27 protein-coding genes are annotated in these 25,881 nt (G+C 73.6%); 11 read left to right on the top strand and 16 right to left on the bottom strand.

The features are described 5' to 3' along the window. Positions 1–137: 137 nt before the first annotated feature. The 3 genes from LC193_RS18715 (at position 138) to LC193_RS18705 (ending at position 2,298) form a co-directional block, all read left to right on the top strand. A complete protein-coding gene (locus LC193_RS18715; RefSeq protein WP_226075726.1) occupies positions 138–488 on the top strand; it encodes an ArsR/SmtB family transcription factor in 351 nt (116 codons plus the stop codon). Then, positions 485–1,666 (top strand): MFS transporter, encoded by a 1,182-nt coding sequence (locus LC193_RS18710; RefSeq protein WP_226075724.1) that lies wholly within the window; start codon positions 485–487, stop codon positions 1,664–1,666. Before LC193_RS18715 ends, LC193_RS18710 begins: the two co-directional genes overlap by 4 nt. 89 nt (positions 1,667–1,755) lie before the next feature. Then, positions 1,756–2,298, top strand: coding sequence for a GNAT family N-acetyltransferase (locus tag LC193_RS18705; RefSeq protein WP_226075721.1), 543 nt, complete (start codon positions 1,756–1,758; stop codon positions 2,296–2,298). A 46-nt stretch (positions 2,299–2,344) separates the two neighbouring features. On the opposite strand, the gene LC193_RS18700 is transcribed toward LC193_RS18705, so the two are convergent. The 5 genes from LC193_RS18700 to LC193_RS18680 form a co-directional block, all read right to left on the bottom strand. Beyond that, positions 2,345–3,205: a hypothetical protein gene (locus LC193_RS18700; protein WP_226075718.1), complete on the bottom strand. Its 861-nt coding sequence runs from the start codon at positions 3,203–3,205 to the stop codon at positions 2,345–2,347. A gap of 203 nt (positions 3,206–3,408) precedes the next feature. Continuing rightward, a complete protein-coding gene (locus LC193_RS18695; RefSeq protein ID WP_404819437.1) occupies positions 3,409–3,915 on the bottom strand; it encodes a TIGR02611 family protein in 507 nt (168 codons plus the stop codon). A 408-nt stretch (positions 3,916–4,323) separates the two neighbouring features. Beyond that, on the bottom strand, positions 4,324–4,974 hold the full coding sequence (locus tag LC193_RS18690; protein WP_226075716.1) for a TetR/AcrR family transcriptional regulator: 651 nt from the start codon (positions 4,972–4,974) through the stop codon (positions 4,324–4,326). Between the two features lie 157 nt (positions 4,975–5,131). Then, on the bottom strand, positions 5,132–6,373 hold the full coding sequence (locus LC193_RS18685) for a phosphatidylserine decarboxylase (RefSeq protein ID WP_226075715.1): 1,242 nt from the start codon (positions 6,371–6,373) through the stop codon (positions 5,132–5,134). Positions 6,374–6,504: 131 nt separating this feature from the next. Then, positions 6,505–7,137, bottom strand: a complete 633-nt coding sequence (locus LC193_RS18680) for a beta-lactamase family protein (RefSeq protein WP_226075713.1) — start codon at positions 7,135–7,137, stop codon at positions 6,505–6,507. A 197-nt stretch (positions 7,138–7,334) separates the two neighbouring features. On the opposite strand from LC193_RS18680, the gene LC193_RS18675 reads away from it, so the two are divergent. The 3 genes from LC193_RS18675 to LC193_RS18665 all read left to right on the top strand — a co-directional run bounded on the left by LC193_RS18675 (position 7,335) and on the right by LC193_RS18665 (position 9,147). Continuing rightward, positions 7,335–7,952: a choice-of-anchor C family protein gene (locus LC193_RS18675; protein WP_226075711.1), complete on the top strand. Its 618-nt coding sequence runs from the start codon at positions 7,335–7,337 to the stop codon at positions 7,950–7,952. Positions 7,953–8,080: 128 nt separating this feature from the next. Next, on the top strand, positions 8,081–8,419 hold the full coding sequence (locus LC193_RS18670; protein ID WP_226075708.1) for an ArsR/SmtB family transcription factor: 339 nt from the start codon (positions 8,081–8,083) through the stop codon (positions 8,417–8,419). Continuing rightward, positions 8,416–9,147, top strand: a complete 732-nt coding sequence (locus tag LC193_RS18665; RefSeq protein ID WP_226075706.1) for a cation transporter — start codon at positions 8,416–8,418, stop codon at positions 9,145–9,147. Before LC193_RS18670 ends, LC193_RS18665 begins: the two co-directional genes overlap by 4 nt. Before the next feature lie 56 nt (positions 9,148–9,203). On the opposite strand, the gene LC193_RS18660 is transcribed toward LC193_RS18665, so the two are convergent. Next, positions 9,204–10,757 (bottom strand): glycoside hydrolase family 43 protein, encoded by a 1,554-nt coding sequence (locus LC193_RS18660; RefSeq protein WP_404819436.1) that lies wholly within the window; start codon positions 10,755–10,757, stop codon positions 9,204–9,206. Between the two features lie 447 nt (positions 10,758–11,204). On the opposite strand from LC193_RS18660, the gene LC193_RS18655 reads away from it, so the two are divergent. The 3 genes from LC193_RS18655 (at position 11,205) to LC193_RS18645 (ending at position 15,409) form a co-directional block, all read left to right on the top strand. Further along, complete coding sequence (locus LC193_RS18655; protein WP_226075699.1) at positions 11,205–13,238, top strand: cellulose binding domain-containing protein; 2,034 nt, start codon at positions 11,205–11,207, stop codon at positions 13,236–13,238. Between the two features lie 145 nt (positions 13,239–13,383). Then, a complete protein-coding gene (locus tag LC193_RS18650) occupies positions 13,384–14,358 on the top strand; it encodes a TerC family protein (RefSeq protein ID WP_226075696.1) in 975 nt (324 codons plus the stop codon). A 118-nt stretch (positions 14,359–14,476) separates the two neighbouring features. After that, positions 14,477–15,409, top strand: coding sequence for an aldo/keto reductase (locus LC193_RS18645; RefSeq protein ID WP_226075693.1), 933 nt, complete (start codon positions 14,477–14,479; stop codon positions 15,407–15,409). Between the two features lie 136 nt (positions 15,410–15,545). Here the strand turns inward: LC193_RS18645 and LC193_RS18640 are convergent, their stop codons facing one another. After that, positions 15,546–15,917 carry a hypothetical protein gene (locus LC193_RS18640; protein WP_226075690.1) on the bottom strand — a complete coding sequence of 124 codons (372 nt, stop codon included), beginning with the start codon at positions 15,915–15,917 and terminating at the stop codon, positions 15,546–15,548. 170 nt (positions 15,918–16,087) lie between these two features. On the opposite strand from LC193_RS18640, the gene LC193_RS18635 reads away from it, so the two are divergent. Together LC193_RS18635 and LC193_RS18630 are read left to right on the top strand one after the other, a co-directional pair. After that, the gene (locus LC193_RS18635; RefSeq protein WP_226075687.1) at positions 16,088–16,738 is read left to right on the top strand and encodes a DUF7691 family protein; all 651 of its coding nucleotides are present in this window, start codon (positions 16,088–16,090) and stop codon (positions 16,736–16,738) included. Between the two features lie 99 nt (positions 16,739–16,837). Beyond that, the gene (locus tag LC193_RS18630) at positions 16,838–16,990 is read left to right on the top strand and encodes a hypothetical protein (RefSeq protein ID WP_226075684.1); all 153 of its coding nucleotides are present in this window, start codon (positions 16,838–16,840) and stop codon (positions 16,988–16,990) included. Here the strand turns inward: LC193_RS18630 and LC193_RS18625 are convergent. From LC193_RS18625 to LC193_RS18585, 9 genes are all read right to left on the bottom strand, one after another. Then, entirely contained in the window at positions 16,987–18,213 is a 1,227-nt protein-coding gene (locus LC193_RS18625) for a vWA domain-containing protein (protein WP_226075681.1), read from the bottom strand. The two genes, LC193_RS18630 and LC193_RS18625, sit on opposite strands and share 4 nt — an antisense overlap. Next, positions 18,210–19,460 carry an AAA family ATPase gene (locus LC193_RS18620; protein ID WP_226075679.1) on the bottom strand — a complete coding sequence of 417 codons (1,251 nt, stop codon included), beginning with the start codon at positions 19,458–19,460 and terminating at the stop codon, positions 18,210–18,212. The genes LC193_RS18625 and LC193_RS18620 overlap by 4 nt, the downstream gene beginning before the upstream one ends. Positions 19,461–19,529: 69 nt before the next feature. Next, positions 19,530–20,924 (bottom strand): hypothetical protein, encoded by a 1,395-nt coding sequence (locus LC193_RS18615; RefSeq protein WP_226075669.1) that lies wholly within the window; start codon positions 20,922–20,924, stop codon positions 19,530–19,532. A gap of 150 nt (positions 20,925–21,074) precedes the next feature. Further along, on the bottom strand, positions 21,075–21,878 hold the full coding sequence (locus LC193_RS18610; RefSeq protein ID WP_318842169.1) for a helix-turn-helix transcriptional regulator: 804 nt from the start codon (positions 21,876–21,878) through the stop codon (positions 21,075–21,077). Between the two features lie 173 nt (positions 21,879–22,051). Continuing rightward, on the bottom strand, positions 22,052–23,008 hold the full coding sequence (locus LC193_RS18605; RefSeq protein WP_082768409.1) for a tyrosine-type recombinase/integrase: 957 nt from the start codon (positions 23,006–23,008) through the stop codon (positions 22,052–22,054). Between the two features lie 299 nt (positions 23,009–23,307). Further along, positions 23,308–24,735 carry a chromate efflux transporter gene (chrA, locus tag LC193_RS18600; protein WP_061081137.1) on the bottom strand — a complete coding sequence of 476 codons (1,428 nt, stop codon included), beginning with the start codon at positions 24,733–24,735 and terminating at the stop codon, positions 23,308–23,310. Continuing rightward, complete coding sequence (locus LC193_RS18595) at positions 24,732–25,163, bottom strand: chromate resistance protein ChrB domain-containing protein (RefSeq protein ID WP_061081138.1); 432 nt, start codon at positions 25,161–25,163, stop codon at positions 24,732–24,734. Before LC193_RS18595 ends, chrA begins: the two co-directional genes overlap by 4 nt. Beyond that, positions 25,160–25,657, bottom strand: a complete 498-nt coding sequence (locus LC193_RS18590; protein ID WP_061081139.1) for a Chromate resistance protein ChrB — start codon at positions 25,655–25,657, stop codon at positions 25,160–25,162. The genes LC193_RS18595 and LC193_RS18590 overlap by 4 nt, the downstream gene beginning before the upstream one ends. Further along, on the bottom strand, positions 25,654–25,869 hold the full coding sequence (locus LC193_RS18585) for a DUF378 domain-containing protein (protein WP_168443873.1): 216 nt from the start codon (positions 25,867–25,869) through the stop codon (positions 25,654–25,656). The genes LC193_RS18590 and LC193_RS18585 overlap by 4 nt, the downstream gene beginning before the upstream one ends. Positions 25,870–25,881 lie beyond the last annotated feature (12 nt).

Here is a 25,881-nt window from a genome sequence, read left to right as displayed (position 1 = left end):
GGGAGCCCGGGGACGGCGCGCGTGCCGGTCCGTCCGGGGCCCCACCCGGTCACGACCGGCGCGGAACCGCGTCTTGATCGTTCGACTTTTCCCGAACTATGATCGTGCGGAAATCTTCGAACGATGGGAGAGCCGGGATGGCGCCTGCCCGCTCGTACGAGCACCCCGAGACACCGGACATCGCGCTCCCCCGCGTGCTGTTCGCACTCAGCGAGCCGTTGCGGCTCTCGATGGTGCGCAAGCTCGCGGACGAGGGCGAGGTGGACAGCATCGAGCTGGGCCCCGACCTGCCCCGCTCGACGCTGACCCACCACACGAGCCTGCTGCGCGAGTCGGGCCTCGTCCTCGTCCGCGCGGAGGGCCGCAAGTGCATGATCAAGCTGCGTGCGGGCGATCTGTCCGAACGGTTCCCCGGTCTGATCGAAGCCGTGCTGGCCGGCTACGAGCCGGACCATTCCCTGGCCCGGGACGAGGAGACCGAGGCGTGATCCGCAAGGTCTGGCCCCTCGTCGTCGCCGCCGTATCGCTGGGCATCGACGCCTACGTCCTGGCCGGCGTCCTGCCGCGCATCGCCGACTCCCTGGCCACGACCGTCGCGGCGATCGGGCTGGGAGTGACCGCGTTCACCGGCGCCTACGCCCTCGCCGGTCCGCTCCTCACCGGGCCGTTGGCCGCGGGGTCGGCCAGGCGCGGTCTGCTGATCGCCCTGGGCGTCTTCAACGCCGGGAACCTCGCCACGGCCCTGGCCCCCAACCTCGGCGTCTTCCTCGGCTCACGCGTCGTCGCCGGGGTCGGGGCCGGCGTGCTCACCGCCGTGGCGACCGCTGCGGCGGCCGGCATGGTCGCCCCCGAGCAGCGCGGCCGGGCCATCGCCCTGGTGACCTTCGGCCTCTCCACCGGGACCGTGGCGGGCGTGCCGCTCGGCATGCTCATCGGCGAACACCTCGGCTGGCGCTGGACCATGGGACTCGTGGTCGCCGTCGGCGCGCTCAGCATGCTCGCCCTCGCCCTCGGGCCGCTCCCGATCCCCTGGCCCGGTGGCTCACCGGCGGCGCACCTGTCCTCGATCGCCGTCCCGCAGGTCGCCGTCGGCACCGTCCTGGCGTTCGTCCTCGGGCTGACCAGCCTCGGCCTGTACACCTATCTGCTGCCGATGGCCGAGGCCAGGGGGATGGAGTCCTGGGGCTTCGCCTTCGTGTGGGCCTGGGGCGTCGGCGGAGTGGCCGGTTCCGCGCTGATCGGCAAGCCCATCGACGCGTTCGGCTCCCACCGGCTGCTGCCGCTGATCGCCGCCGCGACGCTCGCCTCGTTCGCCGCCCTCGCCCTCGTCGGCGGACCGGCCGCGTGGTTGGCCGCCATCGCCGTGTGGGGTGCGGCCGGCTGGGCCGGCGTCTCCACCCTCCAGGACGCGCTGACCCGGTCGCGCCCCGAACGGACGGCTTCCGTCGTCGCCTTCCAGATGGCCGCCATGTACCTGGGCGCCGCCGCCGGTTCCGCCGCCGGCAGCGCCCTGCTCGACGGCGGCACCGACGCCGGGGACCTGCCCGCGTGGAGCGCGGCGGGGGGCGCGGTCGCCGTTCTGCTCGCGCTTCTCGTCGTGCGCCTGCGCGCGCGGCCCGCACCGGCGCCTCGCGAGGCCGCCGCGCCGACGGCGTGCGCGGCCTGAACGCGCCCTCGCTCCGCCGGCCGGGCCGGCCCCGGCGCGGGGTCGGCCCGGCGGGCACCCGGTCGCGCCCCCGGTGCGATGATCGGGCCATGACCAGCGGCGACCTTTCCTTCCGGCAGCTCACCGGCCCGGGCGACGTCACGGACGGGCTGCGGCAGGCCCTCGCCGACTGCTGGGTCGAGGTCACCAACGCGGGCGGAGCGGCCGGGTTTCCCTTCCCGCCCGTCGACAGGGCCCACGTGGCGCCGGCGCTCGACGCCATCGTCGCCTCCCTCGCGCCCCGCACCAGCCGCGTCCTGACGGCGGCGCTGGACGGGGAACTCGCCGGCTGGCTCCACATCCGGCGTGACCCGTTCGCGCTGATCGCGCACTGGGGCTCCCTGCACCACGTCCAGACCAGGACCGCCGTGCGCGGGCGCGGAGTGGGTGCCGCCCTCGTGCGCGAGGCGCGGCGGGTCGCCCGCGACGAGATGGGCCTGGAGCAGTTGCGCCTGGCCGCGCGCGGCGGTGTCGGACTCGAAGCGTTCTACGGGCGGCTCGGCTGGCGGGAGATCGGCCGCTGGCCCGGCGCCCTGCGCCTGGCACCGGGCGACGACCGCGACGAGGTCCTCATGGTCCTCGCACCGCTGTGAGCCCGGGGGGCCGCCCCGCCGGCGGTCGGCGGGGCGGTGCGAACGCTCATTGGAGGGGGAAGGGGTTGTCCCGCTCCGCGAGGTCGTCGATGTGGACGGTCACGTCGTCGGCCGGCGGCTCGATGGCGGCCGGCCGGCCGTAGTCGGTCCACTCGTAGGCCGTGTACATGGACCGGCCACCGAGCATGTCGAACTCCATCGACACCCTCATCCGCAACACGTGCGGGTCGCCCTCGGCCGCGATCAGGATCGTCTGCTCGGACGTGCCCTCCGGCTGGGTCTGCCGCACCAGGACGGTCACGGCACGCTGCCCGTCGACCACGGTCTCGGGCCCCATCCGGTGGGTGTACTCGGCCCCCGGCTCGTCCTCGTCGAGCATCTCGAAAGCGGACCGGCACCCGAGGGTGCGCAGATGCGGATGCTGCTGCGGGCCGCGCACGTACGCGCCCGCGTACGTGTCGAACGAGTCCTCGCCGCCCTCGGCGCCCCACCAGTACAGTTCGGCGGGCCTGACCCAGATCTCCTCACCGACGTGCACGGCATCCGTGACCCCCAGGCCTGGGTACTCCAGGCTGGTGGTGCAGCGGTCACCCGAGACGACCAGCTCCGTGATCATCTGCACGTCCTCGGACGTCATGTCCGCATGCATACGGACCTCCGTGACGTCGCCGGCGGCCTGCCGTGCGCGGTCGAGCCACTCGACGGCCTCCTCGTCGGACGCCTCCGGGGCGCCGACCGCCTCGTCCGCGTCCGCCGCCTCGTCCGCCGCCTCGTCCTCGGCGGTCGCCCGGGACGTCGCGGTCCTCTCCTGCCCCTCCTCGGACGGCTCCGCCCCCTCGCCGCCGCACCCGGCGAGCGCCACCAGCACCGCGCCGCCGATCATCACATGCCACCAACGCGTTCCCACGCGTACCCCCTTCACCCAACTCGACTGATCATCTTACGAGTTGGTGTACGCGTCGAGAAATCGTGTGGATTCGGTGCCGCCCGCGGGAACGCGGTCGGGCCGGGCGGGTCAGTCGCCCGCCATCCGGCTCCGGCCGGTCCGCGCGCCCCGCTCACCACTCACCGCTTCCCGCCCCGCCGCGCCGGGCGGCCGGGCGGCCCGCCTCAGTCGAGGACGGTCCAGGGCATGACCAGGCCGAACTCCCAGAGGTAGATCGCCAGCAGCACGGCGCAGATCACGCAGGCCACCGCGGTCAGGGCGAGGTTGCGGCGGCGCACCTTGGGGTCGAGGGCGCGCTGCGCGGCCTCCGTGACCTTGCGCTTGGTCCACCTGAGCACCAGTTGGGCCCACACGAACTCGGTGCCCCAGATCGCCATGCCCGCGAATATCACGAGCCAGCCGGGCCCCGGCAGCGGCAGCATGATCACGCCGGCCACGATCACCACGAGGCCGACCAGGAACACCCCGGCCTGCCACCCCAGGTGGAGAGGGCGCGAGCTCTTCACGAACCTCGGCGCGCGGGAGCCGAACGGCTTCGCGTCGGCCACCGGCGTCCCGGCCCCGCCCGGGCCGGCCGCCACGGGCGCGGCGACGGCGGGCGACACGGCCGCGACGCCGGGCTCCTCGGGCCGGGCGGCCCGGTCGGGACTGTGCATGTCCATGTGGCTCATCGCGGTAGGTCAACCCCTCTGTGGCCGTAGCGGTGTCACTCCAGACAATGTCACTAAGTGACAATGGTGGCAAGTGGCGGAACCCGGCACCCGCGCGCCGCCGTAGGCCCGGCGCACGCCGGAGCGCGCCCCTGGGCCACCGGTCGCGGCGAACACCACCCGGGCGCCGCCGGACCACCCTGTAGGACGCTTCACGGACCACGTGCAGTTGCTCGGGCGCGCATCCGCACCGCATGTTTCTCGCCACAGGGCCGGCGGGACCGGCCCCGTTCACGCGCGAGGCCGTGCGCGAGACCGCCCGGGAGGCCGCCGGGAGATCGTGCGGAACGGCCACGGCACCCTCTTCCGCCCCGTGCGGGCCGGATGCCTCCCGCCCGCGCGAGCGCGCGCACCGGCGGGGCCGAGCGGTCAGGAGGCGACCGGATCACCCACGGCGCCCCCGGTGGCCCGGCGGACGGCGTGCGCGATCCGTTCCGCCGCGTCGGCGGACCGCCAAGGGCCCGGGCCCTCCAACCGGGCGGCACCCGCGCGCTCGTTGATGATCCGCAGAGCGGCCGAGGCCGCCGCGGCGTGCAGCCGCACATCGATGTCGTCGGCCGGAAGCCCGAGCCGGTCCGCGATGATGCCGGCCAGTTCCCGTTCCACCTGGTCGCAGGCCATCAGCCAGGCCGTGCGCAGCGCCGGCTCCCTGTCGGCCAGGTAGATCATCTGCATCGCGAGCCTGGTGTCCGCCGCCTCGCCGTCGGCGGCCTCGCGCCCCAGCCTGGCGTGCTCGGCCGTGAAGTGCTCCTCAAGGGACAGGTGCCGCGGCCAGCTGCGCAGCACCGCCATCTCCCATTCCACGCCCTGCGCCACGATCGGTTCCGCGCAGCTCTCCTTGCTGCGGAAATGCCGCCAGATCGTGCGCGTCGACAGGCCGACCGCCTCGGCGATCTGGTCGCCGCTGGTCGCGTCGACGCCCTGCTCCCAGAACAGGCGGGACGCCTCCCGCGAGATCTCCAACCGCAGGCGGTGGCGCCGCTGCTCACTCATCCCGCCGCCGCGCCCGGACGCCGCCATGCCGCCCACCTCCGACCCCCGCTCGCGCCGACACACCAAGTGTCATAATGACAGTAAGTGACGCCCGACGCCAGTTCGGTGAGCATGCCAAGCGCATGCGCGCCCGTGCCGCACGCCGGCCCGCCCGCCGTTCCGCCGCCGCGCGGGGGACGCGGGCTCAGAGGCTCAGCAGGAGGCGCCGCAGGGCCTGGTGGCGGTGGGAGCCGGTGAACAGGGCGGCCGACCGTTCCCGGCACTCCAGGTTCCCGATGCGCTGGCCCATGTGCAGTTGCAGGGCCGGGAACCGGCCGTGCTGGAACAGCAGAATGACGAGCGACCCGCCGTATCGAAAATTGCCGATCTTCTCGCCCTTCCTGACCCGCACCGGCTTCGCCGGCTTTTGGAACCGCGGCAGGTAGTTCACGGAGGCGATCGAGTTCAGGCCGACGGTCACCATCCCCACGTACGTCTCGTGCTCCCTCCCCCGCGGGTCCCTGAACCTCGTTCTGATGACGACGTATCCGCGCCGGAAGTCTTCGAACGTCGCGTAGCCGAATCCGTGGCCGACGTTCCCCCTGTTGAGCAGTCCGGGGAAATCCCGCATTCCGTAGTGGACGCCGCCGATCCCGTCCGTCGCCTCCACCACCTCACCCGCCACCGGGGCGTGGTACCAGTGGTAGGTGTCGGGCATGAGAACGCACGAGACCGCCGTGCCCCCGGGGACCGCCCGGCCCCGCTCGTCCCGCCCCGGCACGAACTTCCTGTAGTGCTCCGAGCCGTCGAGCAGCTGCCTGACGTTCATGGTGACCGTCTTGACGGGGATCGGCGTGTCCTCGGTCAGCTCGTCGACGACCATGCTGATGACGCAGTCGGTCGGCGCGACCACCACGCTGTTGTCGTCGGGCTTGTCGACGGGCCGCCTGCCGGGCCGCAGCTCCCGGGTGAAGAACGCGTTGAAGTCCGGCCAGGGCCCCTTCTCGAAGTCGTCCATGCGCGAGCCGAGTTCCCGTTTCCAGATGTCGACGAGCCGCTTCGACTCCGGCTCGTCCATCTGCCGGCCCTGGAGATGCGTGAACTCGGCCGTCATGTCCCGGCCGGCGCCGCAGGTCACGAAGACCATGCCGTAGTCGTTCTTGTGCGTGAGCCAGTTGAACTTCCTGATGTAGTCGAGCCCTTCCGTCGGCTTCGCCGTCCGCCCCCACGCGTACCACTCCCGCAGGAACGCGCAGAGGAACGCGAGGTCCCGGCCCCGCCAGTCGCACCGCACGTGCTCCGGCGTGTCCTCCGGATACGGGACGACGTGCCCGACCGCCGCGTCGTACAAGGTCCTGAAACCCCTCTCGTCGGAGGCGTACCAGCGCGTGATCTTCTCGATGAGCCCGTCGATGCTGTCAGAGAACCCGTGGTCGGCGTGCGCCACTGTGCCCGTCCTTCCGCGCCCGGCGGCGCCCCTGGTGGCGACCGCGATCACGGCATCAGGAGTATCGGCGTCCCCGCGGGCCCGCCGCCACGAGAACACGCGTCCGCCGCCCCGGCGGGTGAACCGTCTTCTCATATGCGGGGAACGCGTTCCCGCGCGGCGGCGGCCACGGCGGGCGCCCCCGCCGCCTCCCACCGAGCCGCCCCCGACTCGCACAGGGCCGCGTCCAGCAGGGCGTGCAGCTGGGCCCTCGGCGTGTTGACCTGGAAGTACGCGTTGGTCACGACGGACGCGTGGCGGCCGTCGTCGGTGACGAGGGTGTAGGTCATGTACCCCGGCAGCAGGCCGTCGTGGCCCCAGGCCGTGCCGCCGCAGGACAGTTCGCGGTACCTGGTGAGGCCGAGCCCGTAGCCCGCCTCGCCCACCGGATGCGCCGCGCGCATCTCGGCCGGGCTCGCGGGCGTGAGGATCTCGCCGGCCGTCAGCGCGCGGTAGAACGCCGTCAGGTCCCCAAGCGTCGAGACCATCGCTCCCGCACTGCTGAACAGGGACTGGGACGGGCCGGGCGGTCGCGGCGCGCGGCGTCGGTACCCCGTCGTCGTGGTCGGCCCGCCCGGCACCTGGCGCGGTCCTGGTGCCCGTCCGGCGGCCCCCGGGCGGCCGAACGTCTCCCGGCGTTGTCCCGGCGCCGGGCCACGGGCGACAGAGGCCCGGCGCCGGGAGCCGCCCCGGGGCGGATTCGCGCGCGCACGCGCCGGTGCCATGTTTCGTCAGCGATTCGCTCCGGCGTGCGTGGCCCTGCGTGCAGCGCGCGGTGAGGAAACGCGCCTGTCCTCGGCCCCGCACCACCGTCGCACGCACCCGCGGCTCACTCCCTTTCTATGGCCAACTTCCTTGGCAGTAGCGAGAGTTGACGAGCCCAGGCGTCGGTGGGACGCCCGGGACCGTTCTCCGAGGAGGAATGTTGGCAGTCACGCGCCCCCTGCTCACCACGGTGGCTCTCGTCGGACTCTTCACCTCCGGCGCCGGCGCGGCCCTGGCCGCCCCGGCCCAGGAGCCGGGGCCGAGCGGCCCCGGCACGCTCGTCAGCCGGTTCGACAACGGCAGCTTCGAGTACCCGGTCGCCCGGGCGAACTCGTTCACCACGTACCAGGCGGGGCAGTTCATCGGACCCTGGGAGGTGACCGCCGGGGCCGTGGACCTCGTCGACGACGGGCTCTGGCAGCCGGCCGAGGGCGACCAGTCGCTCGACCTCAACGCCTCGGACGCCGGGGCGGTGTCGCAGACCTTCACCACCACCCCGGGGGAGACGTACACCGTCACCTACGCGCTGGCGGGGAACACCGCGGGCGGGCCCGCCCTCAAGACCGGCCAGGTCCGCGTCGACGGGCAGAACGTGCAGGACTTCTCCTTCGACACCACCGGCAGGACGCCCACCGCCATGGGCTACATCAAGCGGCAGGTGACCTTCGTCGCCACCGCGCCGACCACGACGCTCACGTTCGCCAGCACCGTGGGCGGCGCCTACGGGCCTGTGGTCGACGACGTGCTGGTCACCTCGTGCTCCTGCCCCTGCTGACCGCCGGGAGCGGCGCCACCGCCTGAACGCCCCCGGCTCGGCGGGCCCGTGGCCCGCGGGCCGGGGGCGCGGCCGGCCCACTTCAGTACATGCTTTCGTGAATTCACGAAAGCATGTACTGTCGGCGTGTGCTGACCGTCGCCTCCGACATCGACGTGCTGGCCCGCTTCGGCCGCGCGCTCAACGACCCGATCCGCTGCCGGGTCCTGCTCGCCCTGCGGCGGGCGCCGGCCTACCCGGCCGACCTGGCCGACGCCCTCGGCGTCTCCAGGACCCGGCTGTCCAACCACCTGTCCTGCCTCCGCGACTGCGGCCTGGTCGTCGCCGTTCCCGACGGGCGGCGCACCCGTTACGAACTCGCCGACGAACGCCTCGGCCACGCGCTCGACCACCTGCTCGCCTCGGTCGTCGCCGTCGCGTCGGACCGGACCTGCGCCGACGCGGAGACGAAGGACTGCTGCCCATGACCGCGCTGTCCTCCGGCCCGCCCCCGGTCCGGCGCGACGCGCTCACCCGCCGGATACGGCTGCTGGTCGCCGCGACCATCGCCTACAACGTCGTCGAGGCGGCGGTCGCCCTCACCGCGGGCACCCTCGCCTCCTCCACCGCGCTGATCGGGTTCGGTCTCGACTCGACCGTCGAGGTGGCCTCGGCGACCGCGGTCGCCTGGCAGTTCTCCGCCCGCGAGCACGCCGAGCGCGAAGCCCGCGAGCGGGTCACGCTGCGGATCATCGCCATCTCGTTCTTCGCGCTCGCCGCCTATGTCACGACCGAATCCGTGCGCGCCCTGACCGGAGCCGCCGAGGCCGACCACTCCACCGCGGGCATCGTCATCGCGTCGCTGTCCCTGGTGATCATGCCGTTCCTGTCGGCGGCCCAGCGCCGGGCCGGGCGCGAACTCGGCTCCGCCTCCGCGGTCGCGGACTCCAAGCAGACGCTGCTGTGCACCTACCTCTCCGCCGTCCTGCTCGCCGGGCTCCTCGCCAACAGCCTCCTCGGCTGGGCGTGGGCCGACCCGGTCGCCGCGCTCGTGATCGCGGCGCTCGCCGTCAAGGAGGGCCGCGACGCCTGGCGGGGCGAGGGCTGCTGCGCCCCCGGCACCGGCACCGGCACGTTCCCCGGCACCGGCGCCCGGGGCGCGGCGCCCGTGCCGCCCGGATGCGGCTGCGGTCCCGCCTGCGCCGGCTGCTCCTGAGCCACGCGGCGCCCCGCCGCCGAGCCCGGTCGGCGTCCCCGGGCGCCGGGCGCGCCTCAGTCGTGGAGCGGCTCGTAGTCGAACCAGTCGAAGTGCACGGTGCCGGCCGAGGCGTACATGCCGATGACCCGGCCGGTGAAGCCGCCGGCCACCTCCGTCGACAGGTACCGGCCGTCCAGCGCGGCGAGTTCGGTGAACGAGCCGTCCCGTTCCTCGACGCCGAGCAGCAGGACGTCGGGGCCGGTGCGCGGGTCGTCCCGGTCCCGGGGGGCCGCCGTCTCGACGCGCAGCACGACCGGCCCCTCGGGCACCGGGTGCGCGGCCACGGCGGTGCGCAGCGTTCCGATGCGGGCCAGCACCCTGACCTCGCCCGGCACGGCCTCGACGGCGTAGTGGTGCCGTTCGTCGAGCCGCACCATCAGCCCGCCCCGCCCGCCGGCCGGGTCGGTCAGCGCGCGCGCCCGGCAGGACACGTGCTGCTGACGGCGGCCGAGGAACGCCGGTTCCGGCTCGGCGCTTCCGGCCGGTGGGACGGGCCCGGCCGGCTGGGCCGGTGGGACGGGCCCGGCGTCGGCCCGCAGCGTCAGCCAGCCGGGGCGCTCGCCGGTGGTGCGGCTCTCCTCGGGGCGGTGCCGGGGGGAGATCCAGTGCGGGGCCAGGTCGGGCGCCGCGAAGTCGTCCCGGACCGGGACGCCGGGGCCCGGCCGCAACGGCCACGGGGGCGCGGGCAGTTCGGGCGACAGCGCGCCGACGACCGGCCAGCCGTCCTGCCAGGTCACCGGCACCAGGAACGTCTCGCGCCCCAGCACGTGCCACCCGGGCGTGCCGCCCTGCGGGCGCACCCCGAGGAGCACCATCCACCAGGAGCCGTCCGGCCCCTGGACCAGGTCCGCGTGCCCGGTGTTCTGGATGGGGTGGTCGGTGCCGCGATGGGTGAGGATCGGGTTGGCCGGGCACGGCTCGAACGGCCCGTCGGGCGCGGGGCCGCGGGCGATGGACACGCCGTGGCCGCGTTCCGTGCCGCCCTCGGCGATCATCAGATACCAGGTGCCGTCGATGCGGTAGAGGTGCGGCGCCTCGGGGGCCTTGGCACCCGGAGTGCCGGACCAGATCCCGCGCGCATCGCCCAGCGTCCGCCCGGTGTACGGGTCGATGCGGACCTGCCCGACCCCGGCGTAGGTGCACCAGCAGGTGCCGTCCTCGTCCCAGGCGAGATCGGGGTCGATGCCCTTGACCCCCGGCAGCAGGACCGGGTCGGACCAGGGGCCGGCCGGGTCGGTCGCGGTGACCAGCAGGTTGCCGTCGCCGCTCACGTTCGTGGTGATCATCCAGAACCGGCCGTCGTGGTGGCGGAGGGTGGGGGCGTACACGCCGCCCGACGGGCGGGTCCCGGGCGGCAGGCGCAACTGCTCCGGCCGGTCGAGGGCGTTGCCGATCTGGGTCCAGTGCACGAGGTCCCGGCTGTGGAAGACCGGCACGCCGGGGAAGTACTCGAAGCTGGAGCACACCAGGTAGTAGTCGTCGCCGACCCGGCAGACGCTCGGATCGGGGTGGAAGCCGGGAATGACCGGGTTCGCGACGGTGCCACCCGTCCTCGGCGTGCTCGACAAGCTCATCCACCCTCTCGCGCGCGGGTCGCCCCGCCCGGCCGCGCGGGCAGCCCACCGGAAGAGCGAACGGCAACGGTCAGCGGGCGGGCGGCCGAAAGTTTCACGACCGCCGCCCCGACATTTTCCCGGCGAGGCTAACGAGCCCTCCCGGCCGGGTCAATGCCCGTGCCCCGCAGGCCCGTCGGCAGACGTGCGCGGCATCGGGGAGGCGCGAAAGTTCCCTCGCCTCCCGTCAGAAAGTTGCCCGCACGAGCGTTGACGCGCCCCCGCGGCGCCCTCATCATCGTGGGAGCGCTCCCACTTCCCAAGCCCGTCCGCGGCACGTCCCGCACCCGCCGGGAACACACCCGCGACCAGACGCAACCTCACCGGAGAGGGGAACAGGCCATGCCGCTCCCGCACCGTCCGCCCAGGCGGCCAAGAACCGCCCGGGGACTCGCCCTCGGGGTGGCGACCGCGCTGGCCGCGGCCGGCCTGGTCGCCGCCCAGCACCCGGCCGCGGCCGAGCCGGCCGAGCCGGCCCAGGACGCGCCCGTCGAGGTGTCGGTCAACGCGAACCTGGGGCTCGGGACGATCCCCGAGGAGGCGTTCGGGGTCAACACCGCGATCTGGGACGCCGCCATGAACGACCCCGAGGTCGTCACGACCATGAGCGCGGCCGGGATCGGGGTGATGCGCTACCCGGGCGGGTCCTACGGGGACATCTACGACTGGGAGACCCACACCGCGCGCGGCGGCTACGTGGCGCCCAACACCGAGTTCGACACGTTCATGCGCACGGTCCGCGCCACGGGCGCCCAGCCGATGATCATCGCGAACTACGGCACCGGCACCCCGGAGAAGGCCGCCGAGTGGGTCAGGTACGCCAACGTCACCAACGACTACGGCGTGAAGTACTGGGAGATCGGCAACGAGGTCTACGGCAACGGCCACTACGGCGGCGGCTGGGAGGAGGACGACCACCCGGACAAGAGCCCCAACGAGTACGCGCGCAACCTCCTCGCGTACGCCGAGGCGATGAAGGCGGTCGACCCGACCATCGAGATCGGCGCCGTCCTGACGACCCCGGGCGACTGGCCGGACGGCATCGTCGGGCCCGGCGACTCGGCCGACTGGAACAACAGCGTGCTCTCCGCGGTCGCCGACACCATCGACTTCGCCATCGTGCACTCCTACCCGGGCGGCGCGAGCGCGGACGAGGCCCTGGACCGCGTCTCCCGGCTGCCGGGTCAGATGCGCGAGGTCCGCCGCCTGCTCGACCGGTACGCCGGGGAGCGTTCCGCCGAGATCGGCATCGCCCTGACCGAGGTCAACTCCAACGTGCAGCAGAACAGCCGGCCCAACGGCCTGTTCGCCGCGGACGTCTACATGACGGCGCTGGAGAACGGCGTCTTCAACGTCGACTGGTGGAACACCCACAACGGGCCCACCGAGGTCAACTGGGTCGACGGCGAGATCGACTTCAACGACGCCGGGCTGCTCTCCAGCGGCGCGTGCATGGGGGACGTCTGCCAACCGCCCCTGCACACGCCGTTCCACCCCTACTACGGCATCAAGTCCCTGACCACGCTCGGCGGTCCCGGGGACACCATGATCGCCTCGGCGTCCGGCAGCGAGGACGTCTCCGTGCACGCCGTGCACCAGGCCGACGGCGACCTGAGCGTCATGCTCATCAACAAGGACCCCGACCGCTCCTACCCGGTGGCCATCGACTACTCCGGGTACACCCCGGGCGCGCAGGCGCCCGTCGTGCACCGGTACGCGCGCGGCGACACCGATGTCACCCGGGTGCCCGCCCCGGAGAACGGCCCGCAGGTGCTGCCGCCTTACTCGATCACCACCGTCACGGTCTCCCCGCGCGGCGGCGGCACGGCCCCCGCGCCCGGAGCGCCCCGGGTCACCGCCGTGGACAGCACGACGGCCACCGTGAGCTGGCCCGAGAGCACCGGCGGCGCGCCGGTGCGCTACGAGGTGTACGAGCGGCTCGGCGCCAACGCCCAGCTCCTCGGCACCTCGACCACCACCTCCGCCACCCTGCGCAACCTGCCCCCTGGCTCGGAGCACACCGTCAACGTCCTGGCCAGGGACGCCGACGGCCGGCTCTCCCGGCCCTCGGAGCCGGTGACCTTCACCACCACGTCCCCGCGCGAGAGCAGCTGCCTGGTGGCGTACCGCGTGGACAACGGCTGGGGCAGCGGCTTCGTCGCCACCGTCACCGTCACCAACCTCGGCGACACCCCGGTCGACGGGTGGACCCTCGACTTCACCTGGCCCGAGGCCGGCCAGTCCGTCCAAGGCGCGTGGAACGCGCGGGTCACCGGTGAGGGGAGGCGGGTCCACGTCACCAACAGCGAGCACAACGCCTTCCTCGCCCCGAACGGCGGTTCCACCGCCACCTTCGGCTTCACCGGCGCCAACGGGGGAGCCAATCCCCTGCCGACCGCGTTCGCCCTCAACGGCACCGTCTGCCGCACCGCCTGAGCGCACCGGGACCCGCAGGTCCCGCCCGCCGCGCCCCCGCCCTCCCCGGCGGGGGCGCGGTTGCTTATCCGCCGCACACGCGCACTTCTTTACTGTCTCTTTCCACAAGGGTTCACACGTTCGAGAGCGGAGGGCCGGGAAGACCGTGGACGTCTCGTTGACCATGTGGGTGGTCTCGGTGCTGGTGCTGTGCGCGCTCATCGCCGTCGACTTCTTCTTCGGGCGCAGACCCCACGAAGTGACGCTCCGGGAGGCGGGAACCTGGACGGTCATCTGGATCGCGCTCGCCGTGCTCTTCGGTCTCGGGCTGTGGCTCATGGAGGGCGGCACCCCGGCCGGCGAGTTCTTCGCCGGGTACGTGACGGAGAAGTCCCTCAGCGTGGACAACCTCTTCGTCTTCGTGGTGATCATGGCGAAGTTCGCGGTTCCCGCGGAGTACCAGGCCCGCGTGCTGCTCATCGGCGTGCTCATCGCGCTGGTGCTGCGTGCGGCGTTCATCGCGGCCGGCGCGGCCCTGATCGCCGGCTTCTCCTGGATCTTCTACATCTTCGGCGCCTTCCTCATCTGGACCGCCTGGAAGTGGATCAAGGACGCGCTCGGCGACGACGAGGAGGAGGAGTACAAGGAGAACCGCTTCCTCAAGATGGTCGAGCGGCGCGTTCCCTCCACCGACCAATACCACGGCACGAAGCTGTGGATCCATGAGAACGGCCGGCGCCTGATCACGCCCATGCTGATCGTGATGCTCGCCATCGGCAGCACGGACATCCTGTTCGCGCTCGACTCCATCCCGGCCATCTACGGCCTGACCGAGGACCCCTACATCGTCTTCACGGCCAACGCGTTCGCGCTGATGGGGCTGCGCCAGCTGTACTTCCTGCTGGGCGGCCTGCTCAAGAAGCTGGTCCACCTCTCCTACGGGCTGTCGGCCATCCTCGGCTTCATCGGCGTCAAGCTGATCCTGCACGCGCTGCACGAGTCCGGGGTGCACGTCCCCGAGATCAGCACCTTCGTCTCGCTCGGCGTGATCTGCGGCATCCTGATCGTCACCACGGTGACCAGCCTGATCGCCGCGCGCCGCGCGGAGCGGAGCGCCGAGGCGCGGGAGGGCGGCGCGTAGCGGCGGCACGGTGCCGTGGCCGGGACGCGGGTCCCGGCCACGGACGCGCTAGGGTCCTTGCGGCGGGGCGCGGCGACGGGGCCGCGATGCGAGCGGCACGGCGGAAGGGCATGGAACCATGGACGAGTTGACGGACGAACGGATCGTGCCCGGGACCTCGCTGCGCGCGACCGCGGTCAGCATCGGCACCTCCTTCCTCGGCGACCCGCCGCTCCCCGACGGGAGCCCGAACCCGGCGGCCGACGCGCTGGCCCGGGCCATCTTCGCGGGGCCGTTCGCCGTGATCGACACCTCGAACGCCTACGCGGGGGGCCGCAGCGAGACCGTTCTCGGCACCGCGCTCCGCCGCGACGGGCTGCCGGCCGGCAAGACGATCGTCACCAAGGTCGACGCCGACCCGGCGACGGGGGCGCTGGACCGGGACCGCGTCTGGCGGTCGTTCGAGGAGAGCGTCACGCGCCTGGGCGTCGAACGCCTGCCGCTGCTGCACCTGCACGACCCGTACACCATCGAGGTCGAGGAGGCGTTCGCGCCCGGCGGGGCCGTGCAGGGGCTGACCGAGCTGCGCGACCAGGGGCTGGCCGAGGCGATCGGCATCGCCGCGGGGCCCGTCTCCCTGATGCGCAGGTACGCCCTCAGCGGCGCGTTCGACGTCCTGCTCACCCACAACCGCTACACGCTCGTCGACCGCAGGGCGGAGGAGCTGATCGACCTGGCGGCCGAGCGGGGCATCGGCGTCTTCAACGCCGCGCCCTTCGGCGGTGGCATCCTCGCCGGCTCGGGCGACTCGTACGCCTACGTCCGGGCCGCGCCGGAACTCCTCGCGTGGGTGGCGCGCGCCCGCGAGCTGTGCCGGCGGTGGAGCCTGCCGCTCGAAGCCGTGGCACTGCGGTACTCGCTGCGCCACCCCGGGATCGCCTCGACGGTCGTGGGCGTCGGCCGCCCCGAGCGGCTGGCGCAGTTGTCGCGGCTGCGGGACACCGCGGTCCCCGACGCGTTCTGGCCTGAGCTGGCCGCGCTCGGCACGCCGCCGTCGACGCTGGAGGACTGACACCGCGCGCGGGGCGACGCCGGCGGGCCGCGTTCCCCGCTCGTTGACGAGGAACGGGCGGGGCAGCGCGCCTTCGCCATGAGTCCCCCGTTCGTTGGTGCGGCCGGCGGGCCCGCGCCGCGTTCCGCCGTCCGGATCAGCCGGGGCGTCCCCGCCGCCCGGCGGCGGGCCGTACCGGCCACACGGACGGCCGGGGCTCACCGCCCTCGGCCAGGCAGCGCAGCGCCTCGACGGCCGCGCGCCGCCCCGCCGCCTCGAAGCCCACCGGGCTGGAGTCCACCTCGTGCCACGCGGCCTCGCGCAGCCGGACCAGGAAGCCGAACGACGGAAGTCGGTCGGCGCCGTACAGCACGTCGGCCACGCCGCGTTCGAAGCCTTCCGCCAGCTCCAAGGGCAATGCCGCCTCGTCGAGTTCGCACACGAAGGCGAAAGCGAGGCCGGAGTCGTCCGGCAGCGGCTCGACGTCCGCGACAGCCAGCGCGCCCACCCGGGCATCGCACGCCTGCACGCCGCGCACTCCTCGTGGACGCGCGGGCCCGTCGCGCGGTGGGCGACCGCACGGCCGGTGGCCGTTCCCGGTAACGCCCTTGGTGCTTCCCCGCGCACCGGGCCGCGCCCCGACATCGGCGACCTCACGCGCCGAACCGCGTGTCAGTGCCACTCGGCATGATGGCGATCATGAGCCACAACATCACTTACTCCACCGCTGACAAGGCCGACGTCCTGGCCTACCTGGGGAGCAGGGGCGACCTGACGGCGGACCAGCGGAGCCGCTTCGAGATGATGCGCCAGGCCGCCCGGGCCGATCAGGCCGACCTCGATCGCCAGGGCGTCGACTGGGGCCTGTCCATTCCCGACGCTCTCGAACACCTCGTCGCCGGACACACCGCCTCGCAGGCGGAGTACGCGGGCAACGCCTACCACTCCGCCATGCAGCACATCATCGACCACAACGCGTCCGACCCGGCCCAGCTGGGCACCTACTCGAAGCCCTCGACGTTCTTCGGAAAGGTGGACGACGAGATGCGTCGCCTCGGGGTGCCCGCCGACCTCCTGCCCCACGGCTACCTCTACGGCGGACTTCCCGACGGCTTTCCCTCCATCCCGTTCTCGATGGACGGCTACCCGGCCATCGGCCACCTGCCGCTGGCCAGGACCAAGGCGGCTGCCGACGCGTACCGCGCCGTTCTCGACCGGATACCTTCCGACTTCCGGTACGACGTGCGGGAGTTGGCCGAGAAGCTGGAGTTCCAGCACAAGGAGTGGGAGTACGCCACGAAGAACCTCGACTGGTACACCCAGGACACGCTCTTCTTCCAGCTCGTCTGACGGGCCCCGGCGCCCGAGGCCCGGGAGCGAGGCACCCGAGATCCGCCTGGCGGGACAATCCCAACGGCCGTGTCATGGCCGCTCGTTGACATGCCCCGCATGACTGACGCCCGGTTGATCACGAGCGGCGTGCATCCGTCCGAGACGAACATCGAGGATGTCGCCGTGGCCCTGGTGAAGGGCCGGCCGCTGGTGGTGTGCGCCACTCACCCCGCCCGACCGCACCGGGACGCCACCGCGCGGGTCGGCTAGCCGATCGTCACCACCCGCGCCCAGGACGGTGCCGCGAAGGGCCGGTAGTGGTCCGGTCGGTGTGCGGTGCGGCGGTCGAACAGCCCGACGACCGTCCGGCACGGCGGCCGGCTGTCCGGCCAGGGCGTCTGCCCGTCGGTCAGGGCGACGATGACGTCGGGCCCCGGCCTGACCCGCAGCGCCTTCGTGAAGCCCGCGCGCAGATCCGTGCCGCCGCCCCCGGCCAACGCGATCCCCTCGGCCCGGCACAGCGGGTCGACGCGGTGGACCGCCGCGTCGCAGGACAGCACGGTGACCAGGTCCCGGCGCCCGCCCACGGCGCGGGCGATGGCGGCGACCTCGCGGAGCGCGCTGCCCAGTTCCGCGTCGCTGACCGACCCGGAGGTGTCGATGACCACGGCGACGCGGGGCGGTCTGCGCCGCAGGCTCGGCAGCACGGCACCGGGCACTCCGGCCGAGCGCCGCGCGGGCCGGCCGTAGCTGTAGTCCCCGCCCGCCCCGGACCCCGAGGCCGCCGAACGCACGGCGGCCCCCAGCAACTCCCGCCAGGGTTGCGGAGGATGGAACGCCTCCTCCGCCCACCGCCGCCACCCCGCGGGCGCGTCACCCGGGTTGCCGACGATGCCCTGAGCGACACGGAACCGGACGGCGTCCCGTTCCTGGTCGCTCAGTCCGTGCGCGCCGTCGGGACCGAGGTCCCACTCCCGCTCCCTGCCGTCGGCGCCGCTGCCGCACTCGAGCCAGGCGAACTCCTGGGTGCGCGCCCCGAGACGGAACTGCCGCAGGTAGTCCTCCATCAGCTCGCCCCCGCGCAGACCGAGCGCGGCCGGCGTGACAGCGCCCTCGGGCCGGGCCAGCCCGTCGCCGAACGCGTCGTCGTTGATCTCGCAGTCCGCGGCGATGTTCATGCGCAGCCGCTCCCCCGGGCCGGTGAGCCCGTGTTCCCTGGCGAACCGGTCGCCGCGCCCGTGGTGGTCGCGCAGCAGGTGCGACACCTCGTGCACCCACACCCCGGCCAGCTCCTCCACGGGAGTCCGGTCGACGAACGCCGGGGAGGCGTAGACCCGCCAGTGCCGGTCGACGGCCATCGTCGGGACCCGGTGCGACTCCACGACGTGCAGGGCGAACAGCGCGGACGCCAGGTAGGGCCGGGCCCTGACCGCGTGGAGCCGGGCGGCGAACAGCTTGCCGCGGTCCAACGCCCCCGGCTGTCCGGCGCTCAACGGCCGCCCCCTCCGGCGGCCGAGCGGGTCGCGGCGATGTCCGCCCGCCGGGACAGGGAGACCGCTCCGGCGAGCCGTTCGATCGCCGCCGGGACCTCCCAGCCCTCGCGCCGCAGGGTGGCGAGGGTGGTGGCGGGCACGACCACCAGGTCGGGGGCGCCCGTCTCGACCGCGTTCGCCAGCAGCGACCAGGCGGCGTCCCACCGGGACTCGTCCGGCCGCGCCCGCACGGCCGCGACCACGGCGTCGAGCGCCGCCTGGCGCAGGTCGCCCCGCTCCGGGAGCGAGGCGCCCGCCGGGTCGGCGAGCAGGTCCTCGGGGTCGGGAAGGTCGAGGCGGTCGAGACTCGCCAGGAGTTCGAGACCTGGGCCGTCCCCGACCGCCCCCCGCACCAGCAGCGACAGCACCTCCCTGGAGGAGTCGGCCGCGGTCGCGAACGCGATCAGGCGCAGGGTCATCTCCCAGCTGCGGGGCGACGGCCAGGCGCCGCCCCGGTTCGCCTCCCCGGTGGGCAGCCGGTGGGTGAGGCCGGGCCGGGCGGCGAGGAGTCCGCACACCGCCCGGCGCGCGAAGTCCACGGCCTCCGGCAGCCGTCGCGCGTCCAGCCTGGGCAGCGTGGCGCGGGGCCAGGTGCCGCCGAGACCGCGCACCACGACCTCGTGGTCGTGGGTCCACTGGAGGTGGACGAACCGGTTGGCCAGGGGCGGGCTCAGCTCCCAGCCGTCGGCGGCCGAGGAACGCGGGTTGGCGGCGGCGACGATCCGGACGCCGGGCGGCAGGCGCAGGGCGCCGACGCGCCGTTCGAGCACGAGGCGGAGCAGGGCCGCCTGGACCGCCGGCGCGGCGGTGGACAGTTCGTCCAGGAACAGCAGTCCCCGGCCGGCCCGCGCCAGCCGCACCGCCCAGTCCGGCGGGGCCATCGGGACGCCGCGTTCCGCGGGGTCGTCCCCGACGATCGGCAGGCCGGCGAAGTCGGACGGTTCGTGCACGCTCGCGATCACGGTGGTCAGCGGGAGGTCGAGCGCGGCGGCGAGCTGGGTGAGGGCCGCGGTCTTGCCGATGCCGGGCTCGCCCCACAGGAGCACCGGCAGGTCGGCGGCGACGGCCAGGGTCAGCGCCTCCAGTTGGGTGTCGGGGCGCGATTCCGTGGTGGTGTCGCGCAGCAGCGCCAGCAGTTCGTCGGCGATGCCCAGTTGTGAGGCGCCGGAACGGGGCGGCGCGGCGGCGTGCGGGGTGGCGAGAGGCATGGGTGATCACCTGTCGGTTCGTGGTGGGCCGCGGGGTGCGCGGCGGGGAAGCGCCCGGGCGGGCCCGGGTCAGCGGGTGGTGGCGTGCCGCGGGTGCGCGCGGCGGTCGGGGGAACGGCGGTCGCGCGGGTGGACGGGCGGACCGCCGGGCCCGGCCAGGCCCGCCCGGAACAGGCCGTGGGCGACACGCCCCCGCGCGGCGGCCTCCAGTTCCTCCCGCAGTGGGCCGCCGGGCAACCCGGCCCCGGGCCCGAGCAGTTCCTCGACAACGGCCAGCGCGCCCGCCGTGTCGCCGTGGTCGAGGCGGGCGCGCACTCCGGTGAGCGCGTCGGGCTCCCGGTACGCCCGGTCGATCTCCCGCAGGCAGGGCAGCGGAGTACCGGTCAGGGCTGCGAGCAGCCCCTCGCGCCGGATCTCGTCGGGGTCGTGGTCCCACGCGGAGAGCACGCCGTCGACCGGACCGATCCGGTGCCGCGCTCCGCGGCACTCGACCAGGTACGGCCCGCGCGCGCCCCGCGGCCCCGGGGCGGCGGACGGCCCGTCACCGGGTGCCAGGGCCCCGGCGACCAGCGGATGCAGTCGGCCGGCTTCGATCAGCCCGGCGCGCATCAGCTCCAGGTCGGGCAGGGCCCAGGTCGCCGCGTCGGGCAGCACCGGCAGCGCGGACGCCCCGCGGCCGGGCGGCGCGGCGGCGAGCCGCGGTTCGGGAGGCCCGGCGCCGTTCCGCGTGGCGAGTTGGATGAGCAGCCGGTGCCGAGCGCCGAGCCGCACGGTGACGCCACCCACCGGGCGCCCCTCTGCACGGAGCAGGATGTCCGCCTCGGCCGGCCAGCGGTCCACAGCGCACCGACGGCCGCTCGGCGCCTGCCGCAGCAGTTCGTGCTCCGGCTCGGTGGCCCCGGGGCCGGGCGGCCGGTCGGCGCCGGAGCGGACCCGCAGCTCACCGGCCCGGTGCGCGTCCCACAGGTGGCGGTGCAGGTCGAGGCGGTACCGCGGGTGCGGGCGTGGCCGCGGATGGACGGGCCCGCCGGTCCCGGCACGGGAGCCGTCCCACAGGGCCAGGCTGATCCGCTGGCCGGCCGCGGCCCAGGCGGGCGGGGTCCTGGCCACCAGGTGCACAGGGCCCGGGCCGTCCCCGCCGGTGTCGTACCTGGCCAGCGTGAGGGTCAGGCCCGGGCGCAGGAGTCCGTCGGGCGCGATTCTCGGCATGTGCCAGCGCAACAGGTCGGGAGCCAGCCGGCGGAGATCGGCCCGGACGCGGGCGGTCAGCTCCCGGCCATGCGCACGGGCCGCCGCCCGAAGGTTCAGGTCGACATCGAAACCCGCGGCGGCGCACGCCCCGGCCCAGTCACCGGCACGGCGGCGGGCGGTCGCGGTCTCGATCATGGGGGGCGGCACGGCGAACTCGCGCACGCGCAGCCAGAGGGAGAGGCGAGGATCCTCGTTCGCGATGGGAGTGGGCATCAGCACTCACCTTGCGCGGACGGGTCCCCCAATCTGCTGAGAGAGTGAGTCGCCATCACGTGCAGCGTAACGCTCGGGCCGGTGATCCACCATCCCTTTCCGCCCGCGCCCGGAGCACCGGAGCACCGGCCGATGTGCGCGGCGACCACCTCACCGGGCCCCGCCGCCCTCCACTGCCGACCGATTCGACGCCCGGGAACGGCCCTCCTCGTGCACCAGGTCGGTCAGCAGTCGCAGCGCTGCCTGGGCCGGGGAGCCGGGGGCGGCGCTGTAGAGCGCGAGTTGCTGGTCGGGCCGGTCGGGCAGCCGGAGCATCTCGTACTCAAGGCTGAGGGTGCCGACGAGGGGGTGGTGGAAGTGTTTCGTGCCGAAGGTGCAGTCGCGGACCTGGCGGCGGCTCCACTGCTCGGCGAACTCCTGGCTCCGCATCGCGAGTTCCCCGATGAGCGCGGCGAGGGCGCGGTCGCCGCGGTGGCGGCCGGCCACCAGCCTGAGATAGGCCACGCACTTGCGGACCTCGTCGGGCCAGTCCGCGTACAGCTCCCGGGTGTGCCGGTCGAGGAACAGCATCCTCGGCAGGCAGGGGCGGCGCGCCGTCGTTCTGGGGCTCTCCGCGTCCAGGTGGCCGGCCAGCAGCGCGTGCCCGAGGCTGTTCCAGGCCAGGACGTCGTGCCGCCGCCCCAGCACCAGGGCGGGTGCGCTCCCGACCGCCGCGAGCAGTTGCCGTATCCGCGGATGGGCCGTTTCGCCGCGGAACGTCCGGGCGGGGCCGCGGGCCGGACGGGCCAGGTCGTGCAGATGGGCGCGTTCGGCGTCGTTCAGGTCGAGCGCGCGGGCCAGGGCGTCGAGGACGCCCGGCGATGCCGTCAGGCACTGCCCCTGTTCCAGACGGGTGTAGTACGCCGTGCTCACCCCGGCGAGCAGCGCCAACTCCTCGCGGCGCAATCCCGGCACACGGCGGCGGGTGGTGGCGCCGAGCCCGGCGTCCTGTGGCCGCTTCCGGGGGGGCGACCGGAATACGTGACGAAGCGGCAACAGAGCTTATGTCCCCTGGTGAGGCTCCTCCACCGGCACGCCGTCCGGCTGGCCGTCGACGACGGTGAGAAGGGCACGACGTTGATCGCTGTTCAGCGGCGTGGAGCGCGCCGGTTGTACGGGTCGTGTTCGGCGGTGATCCGGGCAGCGGTCTCCTCGCCCAGGCGCACGTACTTGCCCAGGGTGGCCAGGTGGGCGTGGCGTGATTTGGCCTGGAGTTCGGGGGCGCTGCGGCCTTCGGCGGCCAGGTGCTTGAGGGCGGAGTGGCGCAGTTGGTGCAGCGTCCACCCCTGCCCGTGCGGGTCGTACTTCTTCGAGGCCTGCTTGAACAGGTACTCCGCGCGCGGGTAGGACAGCCGTCCCCGGCCGGTGGTGGGGTCGACGTCGGCCAGGGCGCGGGCTCGGGCGCCGGCGGTCGGGGAGCGGCGGTTGGAGCAGAACACCGGGCCTGTGGTGCGCCCGTTCAACAGCCGGGGCAGCAGGCGGGCGGTGGGGGTGGCCCAGTGCACGTACTCGATCGCACCGCCCTTGGAGCGAACCCGGGCCCGGCGCATGGCCATGTCCAGGTCACCCACGTCCAGGGTGAGGATCTCCTCAGCGCGGGCCGCGGTCTCGTACAGCATCCGCCACAGCACCTTCTCGCGCAGCCTCACGTCCGGGTCGGTGAACAGGGCTTCCAGCCGGGCGGCGGGGACGGACTTGTCACCGCGGCGGGGCTCCTTGCGCCGCTCCAACAGATGGGTGGGGTCGGTGGTGAGCCACTCCCGGCGCGCGCAGTAGGAGGCGAAGGAGCGCAGGGCGGCCAGGTGCTTGTTCCACGTGGCCGGGGCCGCGCTCTCCCAGCGGGCCAGGGCGGCGGCCGCCGCGTCGGGGGTGAAGGCAACCTCGACCGGCGCGGAGGGTCCGCACACGGCCGCCTGCTCCAGGGCAACAAGGGTCTGGGCGTAGGCGCGGCGGGTGTGCGGCTGGCCGCGGAACCGGTCCAGGAACTCGGCGCTCGCCTGGGCGAGGGTGAGGGCGCCGGGGCGGGGCAGGGGGTGGACGGTCACAACACCTCCCGGCTGGTGTGACAGAGAATGTTACGGAGTCACCTGCGGCCGGCGAACACCTCGACGCAGGCCGCGCGGGGCACACCCGGATCCGTGTGACAGAAAATATTTGATTCTCTGTCACACGGCTTGTCGGTGTCAGCGATGCAGCATCAGGGCTGGAAGTGCGTGCCGTCATGCTCACATGTCTTTGCGGTTCGTCGCGCCTCCGGGATTTCAGGTCAGTGCGCTGACTTCCACGTGCCAGGACGTCTCTGCCGGTGCACGCGCAGCCGTCGGTGGAGTCCGTCTGGCCCGGTTCACAGCGGCAGCAGGGTGCTGGCCAGGCCCAGGGCGGCGCATACGCCCAGCACCCGCAGGATCGGCCAGCGCAGGGCGAAGGTCAGCATGAGCGCGATGAGGGTGATGACCACCGCGACCGGGCTCACCGAGGCGACCTCGGGCACGGTGATGTGCAGGGGGCCCCAGTCCCAGGTGCCTGTGGTGGTGAACAAGGTGTTGAGGGCGAAGTACAGGGCGAGGTTGGCGATGACGCCGACCACGGCGGCGGTGATACCGGTCAGCGCCGCCGAGATCGCGGTGTTGTGGCGCAGGCGTTCGACGTAGGGGGCGCCCAGCAGGATGAACAGGAAGCAGGGCACGAAGGTCACCCACGTGGTCAACAGCGCCCCCAGGGTCGCGGCGGCCCAGGGGTCCAGGGTGCCGGGGTCGCGGTAGGCGGCCAGGAACGCCACGAACTGCACGACCATGATCAGCGGGCCCGGGGTGGTCTCGGCCAGGGCCAGGCCGCGCACCATCTCTCCCGGCGCCAACCACCCGAAGGTCTGCACGGCCTGCTGGGCGATGAAGGACAGCACCGCGTAGGCGCCGCCGAAGGTCACCACCGCGGTGAGGGAGAAGAACAGGCCCTGGGTGGTGAAGATGCTCTCGGATCCCAACAGCAGGGCCACTACGGCTACCGGCGCCGCCCACAGCCCCAACCCGATGGCCAGGATCCTGGTGAAACGGCTCGCGGTGGGCCGGTCGTGGTGCAGGGCCTCGTCGGAGATCAGGGGCGCGGGCCCGTCAGCGGCGTCGCCCACGCGGGCGGGGCGGGCGAAGTCGGGGTCGCGGCGTGAGAGCAGCCAGCCGACCAGGGCGGCCAGGGCGATCACCAGTGGGAAGGGCACGGCGAACAGGGCGAGTGCGGCGAAGGCGGCCACGGCCAGGGTGATCAGGGCCGGGTGGGTGAGTGATCGTTTGGCCACCCGTAGGACGGCTTGGGCGACGATGGCCAGCACGGCCGGGGCGAGTCCGGCGAAGGTGGCGGTGACGGCGGTGGTGTCGCCGAAGGCGACGTAGATCGCCGACAGGGCGCCCAGGGCCAGGATGCCGGGCAGCACGAACAGGGTGCCGGCCGCGATGCCGCCGCGGGTGCCGTTGAGCAGCCAGCCGAGGTAGATCGCGAGCTGTTGGGCTTCGGGGCCGGGCAGCAGCATGCAGTAGTTGAGGGCGTGGTTGAAGCGCTGCTGGCCGATCCAGCGCCGCTCCTCGACCAGGGTGCGCTGCATGACGGCGATCTGCCCGGCCGGGCCGCCGAAGGTCTGCAGGGAGACCAGGAACCACACGCGCAGGGCCGTGCGGAAGGGGACCAGGTCGCCCACGGGCGCGGCGTCTCTCCGCGCTTCCCCGGCGCCGCCGGGGGCGTCGTCGGATTCGGTGGTGGGGTGGTGGGGGTCGGTGCTCATGCGGGTTCCCGTCCCAGGAGGCTCTGGCGCCGGTAGTACTCGTACAGGCCATCGAAGAGGGGACCGGTGACGGCCAGGGTGCGCTCGTCGCTACCGGTCATCGACAAACCGCGCAGGACCACGTCCAAGCCGGGGGCCTCGGGGGCGTCGTAGCGTTCGTCGTCCAGGTCGGCCTCGTGGACGACCTCGGCGATCTTCCACAGCGCCGCGTCGGTGAGGTCGTAGCGGCGCAGGATGGTCTCGAAGCTGCAGTCGCCGCCGTGGTGGCCCAACTCGACGCCGCGCATGTCGAAGGCGGTGGCCTGCTCGGGCACGTCGGCGGGGTCGGTGACGAACACGAACTCGGCCTCGGGGTCGATGCGGCGGCGGATCAGCCAGGCGCAGGCGGCTCGGTCGATGTGGATACCGGCGCGGGTGGACCACTTCATGCGCTCTCCTGTTCGGTGTGGTCTGGATGTAGGGCCTCGACGGCCTCGCGTGCGGTGCGGCGCTCGGGCGGGGGGAAGTAGTCGCGGCGGGCGATGCGGCGCAGTTGGGTACGCAGCCGGCGCATCGCCCGGAGGCGTTCGGGTTCGGGCAGGCTACGGGCGTGGGCGGCCTCGGCCCGCACGGCGCGGTATTCGGCCGCGCGGGCCTGGGCCATGGTCTGGGCCAGGTGATGTTCCTGGGCCCGGGCGGTGGGCCGGGCCAGCCACACGGTGGCCGTCCCTCCGGCCTCCACGACCTCCTCGGCGATCCAGTCCAGGTGTTCGCGGGTGCGCGCATCGGCCGGCAGCGCGACCAGGCCGTCGCTGATCTGGGCGGGGCCGAGCTGTTTGAGTTTGCGCCACACGCTGATGCGGGGGGTGGAGGGCTCGCGCGGGATCCGGTAGCTCAACAGCACCCACTCGCCCGGCCCCTGCGCGGCGGGCTCAGCGTTCATTGCCGGGCCCGTCTGCCCACACCGATCACGCGGGCGATCCAGTACAGTCCGGCTGCGGCGATGAGGATGAACACCGTGTCGTCGAGTGGGTCGGCGATGGGTTCGAGCAGGCGGTCCAGCACGTTGACGTCGGTGACGAACGCCCCCCAGGCGAACGCGCCGATCAACAGCAACACGAAAGCAACCCAGTCCAGCGCGTTTTGCGGTCGCAACGCAGGGACTCC

Source organism: Streptomyces marincola (assembly GCF_020410765.1).
GTDB lineage: Bacteria > Actinomycetota > Actinomycetes > Streptomycetales > Streptomycetaceae > Streptomyces > Streptomyces marincola.
The sequence above is the reverse complement of the archived record's forward strand: the minus strand, read 5'-3'. Positions and strand labels throughout refer to the sequence as shown.

What these genes read in the sequence shown, in the direction of transcription:
- LC193_RS18695 (WP_404819437.1), bottom strand. Translation starts at nt 3,915, where the DNA reads ATGAGCCACATGGACATGCACAGTCCCGACCGGGCCGCCCGGCCCGAG.
- LC193_RS18665 (WP_226075706.1), top strand. Translation starts at nt 8,416, where the DNA reads ATGACCGCGCTGTCCTCCGGCCCGCCCCCGGTCCGGCGCGACGCGCTC.
- LC193_RS18590 (WP_061081139.1), bottom strand. Translation starts at nt 25,657, where the DNA reads ATGAACGCTGAGCCCGCCGCGCAGGGGCCGGGCGAGTGGGTGCTGTTG.
- LC193_RS18595 (WP_061081138.1), bottom strand. Translation starts at nt 25,163, where the DNA reads ATGAAGTGGTCCACCCGCGCCGGTATCCACATCGACCGAGCCGCCTGC.
- LC193_RS18680 (WP_226075713.1), bottom strand. Translation starts at nt 7,137, where the DNA reads ATGGCACCGGCGCGTGCGCGCGCGAATCCGCCCCGGGGCGGCTCCCGG.
- LC193_RS18620 (WP_226075679.1), bottom strand. Translation starts at nt 19,460, where the DNA reads ATGCCTCTCGCCACCCCGCACGCCGCCGCGCCGCCCCGTTCCGGCGCC.
- LC193_RS18630 (WP_226075684.1), top strand. Translation starts at nt 16,838, where the DNA reads ATGACTGACGCCCGGTTGATCACGAGCGGCGTGCATCCGTCCGAGACG.
- LC193_RS18705 (WP_226075721.1), top strand. Translation starts at nt 1,756, where the DNA reads ATGACCAGCGGCGACCTTTCCTTCCGGCAGCTCACCGGCCCGGGCGAC.
- LC193_RS18635 (WP_226075687.1), top strand. Translation starts at nt 16,088, where the DNA reads ATGAGCCACAACATCACTTACTCCACCGCTGACAAGGCCGACGTCCTG.
- LC193_RS18615 (WP_226075669.1), bottom strand. Translation starts at nt 20,924, where the DNA reads ATGCCCACTCCCATCGCGAACGAGGATCCTCGCCTCTCCCTCTGGCTG.
- LC193_RS18690 (WP_226075716.1), bottom strand. Translation starts at nt 4,974, where the DNA reads ATGGCGGCGTCCGGGCGCGGCGGCGGGATGAGTGAGCAGCGGCGCCAC.
- LC193_RS18715 (WP_226075726.1), top strand. Translation starts at nt 138, where the DNA reads ATGGCGCCTGCCCGCTCGTACGAGCACCCCGAGACACCGGACATCGCG.
- LC193_RS18675 (WP_226075711.1), top strand. Translation starts at nt 7,335, where the DNA reads ATGTTGGCAGTCACGCGCCCCCTGCTCACCACGGTGGCTCTCGTCGGA.
- chrA (WP_061081137.1), bottom strand. Translation starts at nt 24,735, where the DNA reads ATGAGCACCGACCCCCACCACCCCACCACCGAATCCGACGACGCCCCC.
- LC193_RS18645 (WP_226075693.1), top strand. Translation starts at nt 14,477, where the DNA reads ATGGACGAGTTGACGGACGAACGGATCGTGCCCGGGACCTCGCTGCGC.